16 protein-coding genes are annotated in these 15,433 nt (G+C 34.9%); 12 read left to right on the forward strand and 4 right to left on the reverse strand.

Going from position 1 to position 15,433, the window contains the following annotated elements; genetic code table 11:
• Positions 1–170 precede the first annotated feature (170 nt).
• From pta to HMPREF2580_RS10530, 6 genes are all read left to right on the forward strand, one after another.
• Complete coding sequence (gene pta, locus HMPREF2580_RS10505; RefSeq protein WP_002441194.1) at positions 171–1,160, forward strand: phosphate acetyltransferase; 990 nt, start codon at positions 171–173, stop codon at positions 1,158–1,160.
• Positions 1,160–1,999 carry a lipoate--protein ligase family protein gene (locus tag HMPREF2580_RS10510; protein WP_070832789.1) on the forward strand — a complete coding sequence of 280 codons (840 nt, stop codon included), beginning with the start codon at positions 1,160–1,162 and terminating at the stop codon, positions 1,997–1,999. Before pta ends, HMPREF2580_RS10510 begins: the two co-directional genes overlap by 1 nt.
• A 677-nt stretch (positions 2,000–2,676) precedes the next feature.
• On the forward strand, positions 2,677–3,597 hold the full coding sequence (gene mvk, locus HMPREF2580_RS10515) for a mevalonate kinase (protein ID WP_070832792.1): 921 nt from the start codon (positions 2,677–2,679) through the stop codon (positions 3,595–3,597).
• A gap of 4 nt (positions 3,598–3,601) precedes the next feature.
• Entirely contained in the window at positions 3,602–4,585 is a 984-nt protein-coding gene (gene mvaD / locus HMPREF2580_RS10520) for a diphosphomevalonate decarboxylase (RefSeq protein ID WP_070832796.1), read from the forward strand.
• Positions 4,586–4,597: 12 nt separating this feature from the next.
• Positions 4,598–5,674 carry a phosphomevalonate kinase gene (locus tag HMPREF2580_RS10525; RefSeq protein WP_002441202.1) on the forward strand — a complete coding sequence of 359 codons (1,077 nt, stop codon included), beginning with the start codon at positions 4,598–4,600 and terminating at the stop codon, positions 5,672–5,674.
• Between the two features lie 353 nt (positions 5,675–6,027).
• Positions 6,028–6,369 (forward strand): YuzB family protein, encoded by a 342-nt coding sequence (locus HMPREF2580_RS10530; RefSeq protein ID WP_037541136.1) that lies wholly within the window; start codon positions 6,028–6,030, stop codon positions 6,367–6,369.
• 94 nt (positions 6,370–6,463) lie between these two features.
• Here the strand turns inward: HMPREF2580_RS10530 and merA are convergent, their stop codons facing one another.
• Positions 6,464–7,789: a hypothiocyanous acid reductase MerA gene (gene merA / locus HMPREF2580_RS10535; RefSeq protein ID WP_070832799.1), complete on the reverse strand. Its 1,326-nt coding sequence runs from the start codon at positions 7,787–7,789 to the stop codon at positions 6,464–6,466.
• Positions 7,786–8,217, reverse strand: a complete 432-nt coding sequence (gene hypR, locus HMPREF2580_RS10540) for a redox-sensitive transcriptional regulator HypR (RefSeq protein WP_070832801.1) — start codon at positions 8,215–8,217, stop codon at positions 7,786–7,788. Before hypR ends, merA begins: the two co-directional genes overlap by 4 nt.
• A gap of 187 nt (positions 8,218–8,404) precedes the next feature.
• Between hypR and HMPREF2580_RS10545 the strand changes: the two genes are divergently transcribed.
• The 6 genes from HMPREF2580_RS10545 (at position 8,405) to HMPREF2580_RS10570 (ending at position 13,525) form a co-directional block, all read left to right on the forward strand.
• Positions 8,405–9,343: an aldo/keto reductase gene (locus tag HMPREF2580_RS10545; protein ID WP_070832804.1), complete on the forward strand. Its 939-nt coding sequence runs from the start codon at positions 8,405–8,407 to the stop codon at positions 9,341–9,343.
• A 322-nt stretch (positions 9,344–9,665) separates the two neighbouring features.
• On the forward strand, positions 9,666–10,028 hold the full coding sequence (locus HMPREF2580_RS10550) for a hypothetical protein (protein ID WP_070832807.1): 363 nt from the start codon (positions 9,666–9,668) through the stop codon (positions 10,026–10,028).
• A 173-nt stretch (positions 10,029–10,201) separates the two neighbouring features.
• Positions 10,202–10,741: a flavodoxin family protein gene (locus HMPREF2580_RS10555; RefSeq protein WP_070832810.1), complete on the forward strand. Its 540-nt coding sequence runs from the start codon at positions 10,202–10,204 to the stop codon at positions 10,739–10,741.
• Positions 10,742–10,991: 250 nt separating this feature from the next.
• Positions 10,992–11,468 (forward strand): GNAT family N-acetyltransferase, encoded by a 477-nt coding sequence (locus HMPREF2580_RS10560; protein WP_070832814.1) that lies wholly within the window; start codon positions 10,992–10,994, stop codon positions 11,466–11,468.
• 168 nt (positions 11,469–11,636) lie between these two features.
• Positions 11,637–12,935 carry an HD domain-containing protein gene (locus HMPREF2580_RS10565; protein WP_002441222.1) on the forward strand — a complete coding sequence of 433 codons (1,299 nt, stop codon included), beginning with the start codon at positions 11,637–11,639 and terminating at the stop codon, positions 12,933–12,935.
• An 83-nt stretch (positions 12,936–13,018) separates the two neighbouring features.
• Positions 13,019–13,525 (forward strand): YwhD family protein, encoded by a 507-nt coding sequence (locus HMPREF2580_RS10570; RefSeq protein ID WP_070832817.1) that lies wholly within the window; start codon positions 13,019–13,021, stop codon positions 13,523–13,525.
• Positions 13,526–13,816: 291 nt separating this feature from the next.
• On the opposite strand, the gene HMPREF2580_RS10575 is transcribed toward HMPREF2580_RS10570, so the two are convergent.
• Together HMPREF2580_RS10575 and larC are read right to left on the reverse strand one after the other, a co-directional pair.
• Positions 13,817–14,215 carry a hypothetical protein gene (locus HMPREF2580_RS10575; protein ID WP_070832820.1) on the reverse strand — a complete coding sequence of 133 codons (399 nt, stop codon included), beginning with the start codon at positions 14,213–14,215 and terminating at the stop codon, positions 13,817–13,819.
• A 22-nt stretch (positions 14,216–14,237) separates the two neighbouring features.
• Positions 14,238–15,425, reverse strand: coding sequence for a nickel pincer cofactor biosynthesis protein LarC (gene larC / locus HMPREF2580_RS10580; RefSeq protein WP_070832823.1), 1,188 nt, complete (start codon positions 15,423–15,425; stop codon positions 14,238–14,240).
• Between the last annotated feature and the right edge of the window lie 8 nt (positions 15,426–15,433).

The raw sequence follows: 15,433 nt of genomic DNA on the forward strand, positions 1-15,433 counted from the left end.
TTATCGCTCCTTATATCTAAATTTTTAGCCAATTCAAATTAAATTTTATCATAAAAAAACAACGAACTCCCAAGTAAATGATTACAATTAGGTGAAATGGAATTCTACTACAAAATGACGTATAATCTGAGATGTAAACGTTATTATGAATGTGAATTGAGGAGGACATTATGGCTGATTTATTAAATGTTTTACAAGACAAGCTATCTGGAAAAAATGTAAAAATTGTATTACCTGAAGGTGAAGACGAAAGAATTTTAACGGCAGCAACACAATTACAGGAAAGAGATTATGTTTCACCGATTGTCTTAGGTAATGTGGACAAAATTAAATCTTTAGCAGAAGAAAAATCTCTTGATATAGCTAATATTGAAATGATCGATCCTTCTTCAAGTGATTTAAAACCTGAACTTGTAGATGCGTTTGTTGAACGCAGAAAAGGAAAAGCGACTAAAGAACAAGCAGAGGAGTTACTGGAAAATGTGAATTACTTCGGTACAATGCTTGTTTACACTGGCAAAGCAGCTGGATTAGTAAGTGGTGCTGCGCATTCAACTGGTGACACAGTACGTCCAGCTTTACAAATTATCAAAACAAAACCGGGCGTGTCTAAAACTTCTGGTATTTTCTTCATGATTAAAGGTGATGAACAATATATCTTTGGCGATTGTGCGATTAATCCTGAACTAGATGCGCAAGGACTAGCAGAAATTGCAGTTGAAAGTGCTAAGTCTGCACAAAGTTTTGGAATGGAACCTAAAGTAGCGATGTTAAGTTTCTCTACGAAAGGCTCAGCTAAATCTGATGACGTAACTAAAGTTCAAGATGCATTGAAATTAGCACAAGAAAAAGTTGAAGCTGACAACATTGAGAATGTTGTTATTGATGGAGAGTTTCAATTTGATGCAGCCATCTTACCAAGTGTTGCTGAAAAGAAAGCACCCGGTGCAAAAATCCAAGGCGATGCCAATGTATTTATCTTCCCTAGTTTAGAAGCGGGTAACATTGGTTATAAAATTGCGCAACGTTTAGGTGGATATGACGCTGTGGGACCTGTACTTCAAGGTTTAAACTCACCAGTTAATGATTTATCTCGTGGTTGCTCAATAGAAGATGTGTATAACTTATCTATTATTACTGCAGCTCAATCACTACAATAATGGACTTATCAAGTAAATATTTTAATCAAATCGACTGGCGTTATGTAGACCATTCGAGTGGTCTAGAGCCAATGCAGTCTTTTGCATTTGATGATACTTTCTCAGAGAGTGTAGGTAAAGATTTATCGTGTAATGTTGTGCGTACTTGGATTCATCAACATACCGTTATTTTAGGTATACATGACTCTCGTCTACCATTCTTAAGCGATGGAATCCGTTACCTTACTAATGAAGCAGGCTACAATGCGATTGTGCGAAATTCAGGCGGACTTGGCGTCGTATTAGATCAAGGTGTGCTGAATATTTCGCTTATATTCAAAGGACAAACTGAAACGACGATAGACGAGGCATTCACTGTCATGTACCTTCTTATCTGCAAAATGTTTGAAGATGAAGATGTAGAGATATCTACTCATGAAATAGAGCGTTCCTATTGTCCCGGCAAGTTTGACCTAAGCATTGATGGTAAGAAATTCGCCGGTATATCCCAAAGACGCGTTCGTGGTGGCATTGCGGTACAAATTTACTTATGTGTTGAAGGTTCAGGCTCTGACCGTGCTAGCATGATGCGAGAATTTTATCAACATGCGCTGAAAGGTGAAACGACCAAGTTTCATTTTCCTAATATTGATCCTTCATGCATGGCTTCACTCGAAACACTTTTAAATAGAGAAATTAAAGTTCAGGATGTCATGTTCTTACTTTTATACGCTCTAAAAGATTTAGGTGCTCGTCTGAATATGGATCCTGTAACTGATGATGAATGGCAACGCTATGAAGGATATTTTGAGAAAATGATCGAACGTAATGCGAAGATGCATCAAAAATTAGACTTATAAAGTAAGAGCATATGTATCAATAAATAGATGAGTAAGTTAAATAGCGAGGTTGGGATATATTGATTATCTCAACCTCTTTTAACATATTTGAAGTATGTGTTTGAACTAAATGCGAATATATCAATCTTCTTTCAAGCCAAACCAAGGTGGAGGCCATGCCACAGAAAATAATTTTGCTAAATTATATTTCTATGTCACTTCTGACTTTCTTTTTTATCTCAATTCAAATCAAACATACTGAAAAAGTAACTAAATTAAAATATAATAAACAGCTTTGTATATATTCTCACCACATTTTGTAGTATTATAGTTGAGGTGGAAAATTTTAGAAAACTTTAGTAAAAAATTATTAAATGTTTACATATTTGAAGTTAAAGGTAAATATAATTCATGATTTTGATAACTCTCTAGGAGAGTTTTATAATATTAAAGTGTTGTGATGTATTTGAAAAAGAGTTATTATACTCTTTTGTAGTGAAAAATTTCTTTTTACGATATATTACATGTTGAAACAGTAGCGATAATACCTTAATTTTCGCTAAAATAGTCATTTAAGTGACGTTTAAAACAGTCGAAAAACGATGTATTTAACATTTTCAAAAATATAATTAATAACGCAGTGTCGATGAATCAATATAACAAAAAGTATAGAGAAGGTATATAAAAGGTGAGAAAACATGACTAGACAAGGATACGGGGAGTCTACCGGAAAGATTATTCTAATTGGTGAACACGCAGTAACATTTGGTCAACCAGCCATCGCTATCCCATTTAATGCCGGTAAAATTAAAATATTAATCGAAAGCATGGAAGAAGGGAATTACTCTTCTATTACAAGTGATGTATATGACGGTATGTTATATGATGCGCCTGAACATCTAAAGTCTATTGTTAATCGCTTTATAGAGAGAAGTGGGGTGAAAGAACCACTTTCAGTGAAAATTCAAACGAACTTACCACCTTCAAGAGGATTAGGTTCTAGTGCAGCAGTCGCTGTAGCTTTTGTTAGAGCGAGCTATGATTTTATGGGCATACCTTTAGATGATGAAACATTGATTAAAGAAGCGAACTGGGCTGAGCGAATTGCACATGGTAAACCTAGTGGTATTGATACACAAACGATTGTTTCTAACAAACCTGTCTGGTTCAAACAAGGTCATGTAGAAACCCTTAAATCACTGCAACTTGGCGGTTACATGGTCGTTATAGACACTGGCGTAAAGGGTTCTACTAAGCAAGCTGTAGAGGACGTTCATATTTTATGTGAGAATCCTGAATATATGACTTATGTTGAACATATCGGTAAACTTGTACATGAAGCGAGTGATTCAATTGAGAAGCATGACTTTAATCATCTTGCGGACGTCTTTAATCAATGCCAAGAAGATTTAAAACAACTCACAGTAAGTCATGATAAAATTGAAAAATTATTGAATATAGGTAAAGCACATGGTGCCATTGCTGGTAAATTAACTGGCGGAGGACGTGGTGGTAGCATGCTTCTTCTTGCGCATGATTTACAAACTGCGAAGAACATTGTAGCAGCAGTTGAAAAAGCAGGCGCAGCACATACGTGGATTGAACATTTAGGAGGGTAAATCATTGGTGAAAAGTGGCAAAGCACGTGCGCACACAAATATTGCGTTAATTAAATATTGGGGCAAAGCTGATGAAGCATATATCATTCCGATGAATAATAGTTTATCTATCACGCTCGATCGCTTTTATACTGAAACGAAAGTCACTTTCGATAGTAGCTTAACTGAAGATAAACTTATTCTAAACGGAGAAAAAGTGGACGATAAAGAAACGGCTAAAATCCAAAAATATATGGATATTGTCAGAGAAGTTGCAGATACAGAGTTATATGCGGTTATTGAAAGCGAAAACTTTGTTCCTACTTCAGCAGGGTTAGCTTCTTCAGCCAGTGCGTATGCTGCGTTAGCTGCGGCTTGTAACGAAGCCCTTCACTTAGGTTTATCAGATAAAGACTTATCAAGGTTAGCACGTCGAGGTTCAGGTTCTGCTTCTAGAAGTATTTTTGGTGGCTTTGCTGAATGGGAAAAAGGCCATGATGATGCTACATCTTTCGCACATCCAATTGACGCACAACATTGGGAAGACGAACTTTCAATGATTTTCGTAGTTATCAATAATAAGTCTAAAAAAGTGTCAAGTCGTTCTGGGATGTCTTTAACACGTGATACATCTCGTTTCTATCAGTACTGGCTTGATCATGTAGACCAAGATTTAGCTGATGCAAAAGAAGCAATACATCATAAAGATTTTAAACATCTTGGAGAAGTTATTGAAGCAAATGGTTTAAGAATGCATGCGACGAATCTAGGCGCACAACCACCATTTACATACATGGTTCAAGAAAGTTACGACGCTATGGCCATTGTGCATCAGTGTCGTGAAGCAGGCTTACCTTGTTACTTTACGATGGATGCAGGTCCAAATGTTAAAGTTCTTGTTGAAAAGAAAAACAAGCAAGCTGTTATTGACCAATTTTTAAAAACGTTTGATGAAAAGCAAATTATTGCAAGTGATATAATCAGTACTGGCGTAGAAATTATTATGTAAGGAAGAGATAGGATGATACAGGTCAAAGCACCCGGAAAACTTTATATTGCAGGTGAATATGCTGTAACAGAACCAGGCTACAAATCTGTTCTTATTGCAGTCGACAGATTTGTTACGGCAGCAATAGAAGCCTCTAATGAAGTTGAGGGCAGTATTTATTCTAAAACATTGCATTATGAGCCTGTTAAATTTGATCGTAATGAAGATAGGATAGAGATTTCAGATGTTCAAGCTGCAAAACAATTAAAATATGTCGTTACTGCGATTGAAGTCTTTGAACAGTACGCGCGGAGTTGTAATACTAAGCTTAAGCATTTCCATTTAACCATCGATAGTAATTTAGCAGACGCTTCAGGTCAGAAGTATGGTTTAGGCTCAAGTGCTGCAGTACTTGTATCAGTAGTCAAAGCATTGAATGAATTTTACGAGATGCAACTTTCAAATTTATATATCTATAAATTAGCAGTTATCGCTAATATGAAATTGCAAAGCTTAAGTTCTTGTGGTGACATAGCAGTGAGTGTCTACAGTGGATGGCTTGCGTATAGTACATTTGATCATGAATGGGTTAAACAACAGATGGAAGAGACTTCTGTGAATGAAGTTTTGGAAAAGAACTGGCCAGGTCTTCACATTGAACCATTACAAGCACCTGAAAATATGGAAGTTTTGATAGGGTGGACAGGTTCTCCAGCTTCTTCACCACATTTAGTGAGTGAAGTAAAGCGATTAAAATCTGATCCAAGCTTCTACGGAGAATTTCTTGATCAATCACACATGTGTGTAGAAAGTTTAATACAAGCGTTCAAAACGAATAACATCAAAGGCGTGCAGAAGATGATACGCCAAAACCGACTTGTGATTCAATCAATGGATGTTGAAGCGACAGTGAATATCGAAACAGATAAGTTGAAACAATTATGTGAAATTGGTGAGAAACACGGCGGTGCGTCTAAAACATCAGGCGCTGGTGGTGGCGACTGTGGTATCACGATTATTAATAACGTCATTGATAAGCAATTAATTTATGATGAATGGATTGCGAACGGTATTAAACCATTAGAATTTAAGATTTATCACGGTCAGTAACGTCAAGAGGCTGGGACATAATTAATTGTCTCAGCTTTCTTTAACATATTGGCAGTAGATGTCTGAATTAAAAGTGCGCTTATATCAAGCTTCTTTCAATCCTAGCCATCCTTGCCGGCGGGGCCCCAACACAGAGAATTTCTTTTTAAGAAATTCTGCAAACAATGAAAGTTGGGAGAGGGACGACGAAAATAATTTTGCTGAATTATATTTCAGTTCCACTCCCTTTTTCTATGGATAATTATTTGGTTTAAATCAACTTGAAATTTATGATAAAAAGAGTAAAATAGTTAGAGTTATATTTAAACGTTAAGGTCATTAGAAATGATTTAATGAGAAAGGTGGGTAGCAAGATGCAGAATAAATTTCTGATTTGCGATGAATGTCAGGCAGTAAATATCAAAACATTGAAGAAAAAATTGGAAAAATTAGATCCTGAAGCTGAAATTGAAATTGGCTGTCAGTCTTATTGTGGTCCAGGAAGACGTAAGACCTTTGCATTCGTAAACAATCGCCCACTTGCTGCGTTGACTGAAGACGAGTTAATGGAAAAGGTTACAAAACAATTGAAAAAGCCACGCGATCCTGAAGAAGAGGAGCGTTTAAGAAAGCGTAATGAAGAACGTAAACGCCGTAAAGAAGAGCAAGACCGAAAACTTAAAGAGAAACTAGAAAAACGTAAAACAGCTAAATAGTCGTATAAGAAAGCACGGGGATGGTTCTAAATCATATCATCCTCGTGCTTTATTATGTTTATCTATAAACAAATGCTGTTTTCATTATTCATTTTTATAATTTAAATAAATCGTTGAAGGATTCGGCCATGGTAGGGTGTGTATAAATATTATCTCTCAGTACTGTATAAGGAATATGTTGATCTATCGCAAGTTTGATTATGTTAATCAATTCTTCTGATTCCTTGCCATACAAGCTTGCACCTAGTATTTCATTATTGTCTTGATTTATCACGACTTTGAATACGCCTCTTGGGTCATTATTAATCTTATGACGTGGGATTGTATTTACGTAAATTTTATTTTCCAGGAAATTAAAACCTTGTGCCTTAGCTTCAGTGGCAGTTAGACCAACTCTTGAAAGCGGAGGATCAATAAACACTGTATAAGGAATGATACCTCGGTTCTCCGTTGTTCTAGTTCCATCTCCAAAGAATTGAGATTGAAGAATTCTAAAGTCATCGAGCGAAATATATGTGAATTGAAGACCGCCTTTGACATCTCCAGCTGCGTATATGTGTTCTACTGTAGTTTGAAGTTTGTCATTAACGACAATTTCGCCATGTTGACCGATATTGATATCAGTATTCTCAAGTCCTAAACCATCTGTATTTGGTTTACGCCCCGTCGCTAATAATACCGCATCTGACTTAAAGTCACCTTGATTTGTGTGAACAATCGTCGCATCTCCCTCATTTGAAAATGCTGTCGTTTCTACATTTGTATAAACTGAAATTCCTTTATTGCGTAAGTCTTGAATTGCAAGTTCAGCAACTTCGCGGTCTTCACGTGGCATCATTACATTTCCATATTCTAATACTGTCACGTTCGATCCTAAATTACTAAACATTGAAGCGAACTCAAGTGCAATGTAACCGCCACCTACAATGACTAATTCTTGTGGTTGGAAGTCAATATTTAATAAACCCGTTGAATCGTAAATATTTTTAGTTGTATCTATACCTTTAATATTTGGAATATTCGCTTGTGCGCCAGTATTAATGACAATTTTGTTTCCAGTAAGTCTATTTTTTACATTTCCTGCTTCATCCAATAACGCAATTTCATTATTAGAAATAAATTTAGCTTTATAATCTAATATATCGAGATTTTCAATTGATGCTAAGTTGTTATAATTCTTGTTATTTAGCGCTGACACTACTTCATTTTTTCTTGAAAATGCTTCGCCAAAAGATGCACCTTCAATACCATCATGCACTAACGTCTTTGAAGGTATACAGCCAATATTTATGCATGTTCCGCCATACATTTTTGCTGATTGTTCTATAAGTGCGACGTGTTGTCCTTGGCCTGCTGCATACGCTGCTAAAGTTTTACCTGCTTTTCCAAATCCAATGATGATAAGGTCATAAGTTGTCATGGTTTGTTTACCTCCTGCAAAATGTCGTTTAAGACATCTTGAATCGTTTTGTTACGATAAAAATTTAAGATAAGTTGAATTTCTTCATCGTAGTAGTCTGACATTGTGTGAGCAATATGTTTAGAAATATCGCAATGACTAGATGTATCTCCGGTATAAATTCTATGTTTACTTTCTTTATTTAAGACAAATTGTTGATATAGTGTTGCCAGATTGACTGAAGCTGTATGTTGATTCGATTGGTATCCGCCACCTTTTCCTCGCACAGTGGTGATGTAATGCTGATCACTTAAGACTGAAACGACGCGTCTTAGTTGTACAGGGTTAAGACATGTAAGTTCAGCCAGTTCCTTACTATTAAATTTTTCATCTTTGTGCTTTGTGAGGAAGGTTAACACATGTATCGCAATGTTGAATTCTAAATTCATATCTACTCACCTTAATGTAACTTATTTAGTTACATTAAAGCGTATATTTAATACTTAGTCAATTTTTAAGTCTCCGTCACAAACTTTTCGTGATTTTATAAACTATAAGTAGGGTAAATATGATTTGTAAGTTCATTTTTGAAAATGAAATAAAAAAACAGTAATGATAATGAAGGAGATGACTTCAATGGCTAATAAAGTACAATTAGGTAAATCAGATGTTAAAGTCTTCCCAATTGCACTTGGTACTAATGCAGTAGGTGGACATAATTTATATCCAAATTTAGATGAAGAACAAGGCAAAGAGGTTGTACGTAAAGCAATTGATAATGGTATAACGTTACTTGATACAGCATATATTTATGGACCGGAACGTTCTGAAGAACTTGTTGGACAAGTTGTACAAGAATATCCTCGCGAGCAAGTTCAAATTGCGACTAAAGGATCACATGTCATCAAAGATAACGATGAAGTTGTACAGAATAATGATCCTGAATATTTAAAACAGCAAGTTGAGAATAGTTTGAAACGTCTCCAAGTAGATTATATTGATTTATATTATATTCATTTTCCTGATGAAGAGACGCCAAAAGATAAAGCTGTTGCAGCGTTAAAAGAACTTAAAGACGAAGGTAAAATTAAAGCCATCGGTGTATCTAATTTCTCATTAGAACAATTGAAAGAAGCCAATAAAGATGGATATGTTGATGTCGTGCAATTAGAATATAATTTATTACATCGAGAAAATGAAGAAGTGATGGCATATGCAGCGGAAAATAACATTACGTTTGTGCCATATTTCCCATTAGCTTCAGGAATTCTTGCAGGTAAATATGATGAAGACCAAACATTTAATGATCATCGTGCAACACGTCGTGACTTCCAACCTGAGGTGTTTAAAGATAATGTGCGTCGCGTGAAAGAGTTAACTGATATTGCTATAGCGCACAACACATCCATTGCGAATGTCGTACTAGCATTCTACTTAACACGTCCATCATTAGACGTTGTAATTCCAGGTGCCAAACGTGCTGAACAAGTTGTAGAGAATATCGATGCTGCAAATATTGAATTAACACAAGACGAAATCAACAAAATTGATCAATTATTCCCAATTGAAAAGTAATTTTTAAGAAGAATTTGGGAGTGGGACAGAAATATAATTTAGCAAAATTATTTTCGTTGTCCCTCTCCCAACTTTCATTGTTTGCAGAATTTCTTTTTAAGAAATTCTCTATGTTGGGGCCCCGCCGGCAAGGATGACTAGGATTAAAAGAAGCTTGATATAAGCGCACTTTTAATTCAGACATCTACTGCCAATATGTTAAAGAAGGCTGAGACGATTAATTATGTCCCAGCTTCTTTTTTGGTTTTAAAGATGCTTATTAAGAATGTTATATTAAATGAAAGTTTAAAATGAATAATTATATGAATTATGGTGATTTAAAGTGAAACTTTCTAAATTAATAATTTTAGGTTTGCTTTCTCTTATACCAATTGAATATGTTATGGCTAATACGATTTATCAAACGCGTACTTCATGGATTTGTATTTTACTCATTATCTATCCTGTTGGCTTAGGTTGGTATCTTAAAACAATAAGTTACTTTCTTTATACGTTGATTGTTAAAATAATGGGTATTTCATTTTCAGTACTGTGTACACATTTATTTATGGACGTTATGGCCACAGCAGAAGCATTTAAAATGTTTGACGCGCCTTTATTAGCAATTATTTTAGGCGTGGTTAATGTAGTTGTAATGATGATAACTTTTTTAATTCACTTTACGATTTTGAATAGAGATGAATAACGAAACGATGGATGCGATGTGTGAAACTAGAACATAGATGAAAAATTACGTCTCCCTTTTTGATATTTTAAAATTTTCAACATAAAAATTGAAGTAGTCTTCAAAATAACGGGTATGAAAAGTACTATAAATACATAACTATGAATACCTTTAAATTGCGGAGGAAATTAATAATGATTACAGTGTTGTTTGGTGGTAGTCGTCCTGATGGGAATACGGCAGAATTAACTCAATATGCTTTGGAAGGTTTAGATTATAACTGGGTAGATGTAACTCAATATCAATTAAATCCTGTACGTGATGTGAGACATGAAAATTACTTTATTGAATCTTATGAGGATGATTATAAGCAACTGATCGATTTAGTTTTAGAAAGTGATACAGTGATATTCGCATCGCCAGTTTATTGGTACAGTATTTCAGCTTCTTTAAAGGCGTTTATTGATCATTGGTCTGAGACAATGCAAGATAAAGACTATCGTGATTTTAAATCTGTAATGGCTAAAAAGGATTTTCGATTAATTCTAGTCGGTGGAGATTGTCCTAAAGTCAAAGCTAAGCCATGTATTACTCAGATGAAATATAGTGTAGAGTTTTTAGGTGGCGAATTGAAAGGTTATATTATTGGAACTGCTGAAAAGCCAGGAGATATCAAGAAAGATACATATGCTTTAGAACGCGCAAAAGAATGGAACGAAGAACTAGGTCAATAAGCTTATTACAATTCAACGGAAGAAACATTTTGAATTTAGATGTTATCTTTCGTTGTTTTTTATTTTTTGAGAGTTAGTAGTTTCGATTAATTCTATTTATCGAAAATTAATTATTTAATAGGGCTTGGTTATTAATAGTTTTAAAATAATTTTTGTATAGGGTTTTTAAATGTTTGAATTGAATTAAGTTAACATAAATGTGATATAATGCCTTTATTAATAGCTTGTAATAGTTAGGGGAGAAAGTAACATGTATAGAGTGAGACAGGCAACTGAGAATGATGTGGTAGCTATTAGAGATGTTGCTACGAAAGCTTGGTATAATACGTATTTAAATATTTACGCAGCTTCTACAGTCAATGAATTATTAGCTGCTTCATATAATGAAACACATTTAAAAAAGAGATTAACAGAACAATTATTCTTAGTAGCAGAAGAAGATGAAGAAATTATAGGTTTTGCTAACTTTATCTATGGCGAGGAATTGTACTTAGCTGCGCACTATGTCAGACCAGAATCTCAACATAAAGGTTATGGTACAAGCTTGCTAACAGAAGGTTTAAATCAATTTAAAGGTCAATACGATACGGTTTATTTAGAGGTTGATAATAAAAATAATCATGGTATTGATTATTATAAGGAAAATGGCTTTGAAATCGTTCGTTCATATCAACCAGAAATGTTCGGCGAAACAATGGACTTAGCATTAATGAAGAAATCATTTTAAGCAGATAATAGTTGCACACTGAGTAAAGCGACGCAACACTGAAGAAGTCCATTATACGAATAATATGTGAGTGAAATCGAGATTTTCTTAACTGTCTACAATAGACAATTGTCTATGAAATAAAGATCACTGTGAATTTCAATTCAAGTGTTCCTAAGGAGGGGAAATATGGCTCTATCATCATATGCAACAAGTAAATTAGCTGAGGAAAAGGTATTCAAAGATCCAATTCACCGATACATACATGTCAATGATCAACTCATTTGGGATTTGATAAAAACAAAAGAATTTCAACGATTAAGACGTATTAAACAATTAGGAACGCTATATTTATCATTCCATACTGCAGAACATAGTCGTTTCGGACATTCACTAGGTGTGTATGAAATTGTTCGACGTATGATTGATGAATCATTTATAGGTCGAGACGCTTGGGATAATAATGACCGCCCACTCGCTTTATGTGCAGCCTTGCTACATGATTTGGGTCATGGTCCTTTCTCCCACAGTTTTGAAAAGATATTTAATACTGACCATGAAGCATTTACTCAGGCAATTATTACTGAGGACACGGAAGTCAATGAAGTGCTTAGTCGTGTTTCTGAAACATTCCCACAAGAAGTTGCGGATGTTATCAATAAAACACACGATAACAAGTTAATCATATCTATGATATCTTCTCAAATTGATGCTGATCGAATGGATTATTTACAACGTGATGCGTATTTCACAGGTGTGACGTATGGTTCATTTGATATGGAACGTATTTTAAGGTTAATGCGTCCTTCAAAAGATGAAGTATTAATTAAGGAAAGTGGCATGCATGCAGTTGAAAATTTCATTATGAGTCGTTACCAAATGTATTGGCAAATTTACTTCCATCCAGTAAGTCGTGGAGGCGAAGTGTTATTAAATAATTGCCTTAAACGTGCCAAACAACTCTATAATGAAGGGTATCAATTTAAAATGTACCCTCAAGACTTTGTACCTTTCTTTGAAGGTACGATGACCATAGAACAATATGTTGAACTAGATGAAGCTGTTGTCTTATATTACTTGAAGAAATGGATAAATGAAGAAGATGCGATTCTAAGTGATTTATCACATCGTTTTATTAATCGAGATTTATTTAAATACATTCCATTCGATGGTTCAATTATTACTATTTCAGAATTACAAGAATTATTTGAAGCGGGTGGCATTAATCCTGACTATTACTTTGTAAGTGAGGCATTTTCAGATTTACCTTACGATTATGATCGTCCTGGATCTAATCGTAAACCGATTCATTTGTTACGAAGTAATGGATCCATCACAGAAATAAGTCATCAATCTATGGTAATTAATAGTATTACTGGTATTAATCGTGAAGACCATAAATTATATTATCCTAAAGAACTGATACTTAATATAGACAATCTCGAAATTAAAGGTGCTATTATCAATTTATTAAATGAATTGAATTAAAGGTTTGCGCTTGTCGCCTCTCTTAGATAAGATTGAAATAAATATCTTTGAATAATTATGATGTAGATTGGGAGGTATCTAATTTGGCTGAGAAAAAGGGGTTTAATTTTAATATTATAAAAAATGACCCACTAGACGGACACAAAGGCACTAATATTGGCTCAATAAGTCTAGACAATATTGCGCCAGTTTTTATAGATGTAGAAAACAAAGAAGCCTTTATAGATATTGGTGGCATGCATGCCCGTGCTAAAGTTGAAAAGGGCGTAAAATGGATTAATGATAAAGAACAAGTAGAAGGTGACGAAGCGAAAGAATATTGGTTATGTTGGGTCACTACAGAACGCAGTGAACAAGGACCTTACTATGCGGGAGTCACAGCTTGTTATTTATTAGTGAATAGAAGTATACGTCGTGGCTATAAGAGTATGCCTGAACATGTGAATATGATGGATAAATCTATGAAACATCAATTTATTATCGATCAAATTGGTGATGAAAATAAACAAATCTTGAAAGAATTCTTGAAGAGCCATAATGAAGACATGTGGAATAACTCTAGCGACGAATTATATCAAGCATTTGAATAAGTATTATAAAATTTAATATTTTGATGATGACGGTATCAGAATATAATTTAGAGGCTGGGACATAATTAATTGTCTTAGCCTCCTTAACATATTGGCAGTAGATGTCCTGAATTAAAAGTGCGCTTAAATTAAGCTTCTCTCAATCCTAGTCATCCTTGCCGGCGGGGCCCCAACATAGAGAATTTCTTTTTAAGAAATTCTGCAAACAATGCAAGTTGGGAGTGGGACAACGAAAATAATTTAGCTAAATTATATTTCTGTCCCGCTCCCTTTATATTGTATAGCTTGTTATTATTTCACACTGCCAATTCCGTTAAGTTCTTCGCTATAAGGTAGCGTTAATTCGTTGCAAGAGATAACTTTTCCCTCTTCGTTAAATACAAATTCTGCATAAACTTCTACTTTCCCTTTGAAACCATCTTTCTTCTCAACATTGACATCATAGCGTAAGAAAATCGTATTTTGAGATTCATCTATAAGCATGGTTTTAAATTCATTAATGGAAAGACGAGCCACAACCTCTTTGAGTTTCTTAAGGTGATCTGTAAATTCATTAATATCCGACGTGTGATGATCTGTCGTTTGAATATAAGAAGGGGCAAAGTACATATTAATTTTCTCAACATCAAGATTGATTAAAATATCGTTATAAAGTTTTTCAATAGTCAATTTTAAACTTTCTCGGTTCATTTTAATCTCCTTTGTAAACGAGTTATTCGAGTTCATCGCCAATACTGTACTTTTCAAATAAGGTTTTAACAATTTCATTATGAATCATATGAAAAGGTCTTTCAAATCTTTCGGCAACTTGTTTCACGTCTTCATATTCGGGCTTCATTTTCAAAATCTTACCCTCTCGCAATGCGAATTTCACAGAAATCTTCCCATATCCGGTATCGATATCTCTAAAAGTTCGATCTAATATATTTCTACGAACCGCGTAACTACGAACTCCGAGTGAAGATGTCTCTTGTAAGACAAGCGTTTCAAACTCAAATGCAGTGTTTGGTTTACAAATCACTGTCAAATGTGTACTAGGACGTCCTTTCTTCATAAATATCGGGGTGTAATAAGTATCTAGAGCGCCTCGTTCTAATGCCATATCCATGAAATGTCCTAATGATTCCGGCATCATATCATCAATTTGGCATTCGATAACCTGGACTTCATCTTGCTTTTTTGATTGCGTCTCAAATTGAATGACTCTTAACACGTTAGGGAAATCAAAGTCTTTACTCCCTGCACCATAACCAATGTCTTTCATCGTAGCAGAAGGGAATGCGCCGAAAGATGACACTAAACTTTTCGCAAAGGCTGCACCAGTGGGAGTAGTTAATTCACTTTGGACATCAAACTCTGCAAGTGGTATCCCTTTAAGAATTTCGGCAGTCGCTGGTGCTGGTACGGGATACACACCATGTGCGATATTGATTTTGCCGTTGCCTGTAGGAATCGGTGAACAATATAATTCATCAATGTCTAATAATTCTAATGCGATACATCCGCCTATAATATCGATGATAGAGTCCATCGCGCCAACTTCATGAAAGTGTACATCTTCAAATGACATGCCATGAATTTTAGCTTCTGCATGTCCAATCACTTCAAATATTCGCTTGCTTCTGTCTTTGACTCGAGGCGATAATGTGCTGTCGTCAATCATTTTCAAGATATCTGATGCGTGGCGATGATGATGTGGTTCATCGAAATCAATGTTTAATGTCATTGCATGAATGCCTTGCTTCATCTTCTTCTGAAAATGAAGTTCAAAATGATCTAGCGGTAAAGTCTTAAGTTCGCTTTCAATTTCATGGGGGTCAGCGCCTAAGTCGACTAAAGCTGACAACAACATGTCACCGGCAATGCCTGCATGACAATCTAAATAAATTGCATTTGTCATATAGATGC

The sequence above is a fragment of the Staphylococcus sp. HMSC036D05 genome (genome assembly GCF_001836225.1).
In the GTDB taxonomy this organism is placed as follows: domain Bacteria; phylum Bacillota; class Bacilli; order Staphylococcales; family Staphylococcaceae; genus Staphylococcus; species Staphylococcus caprae.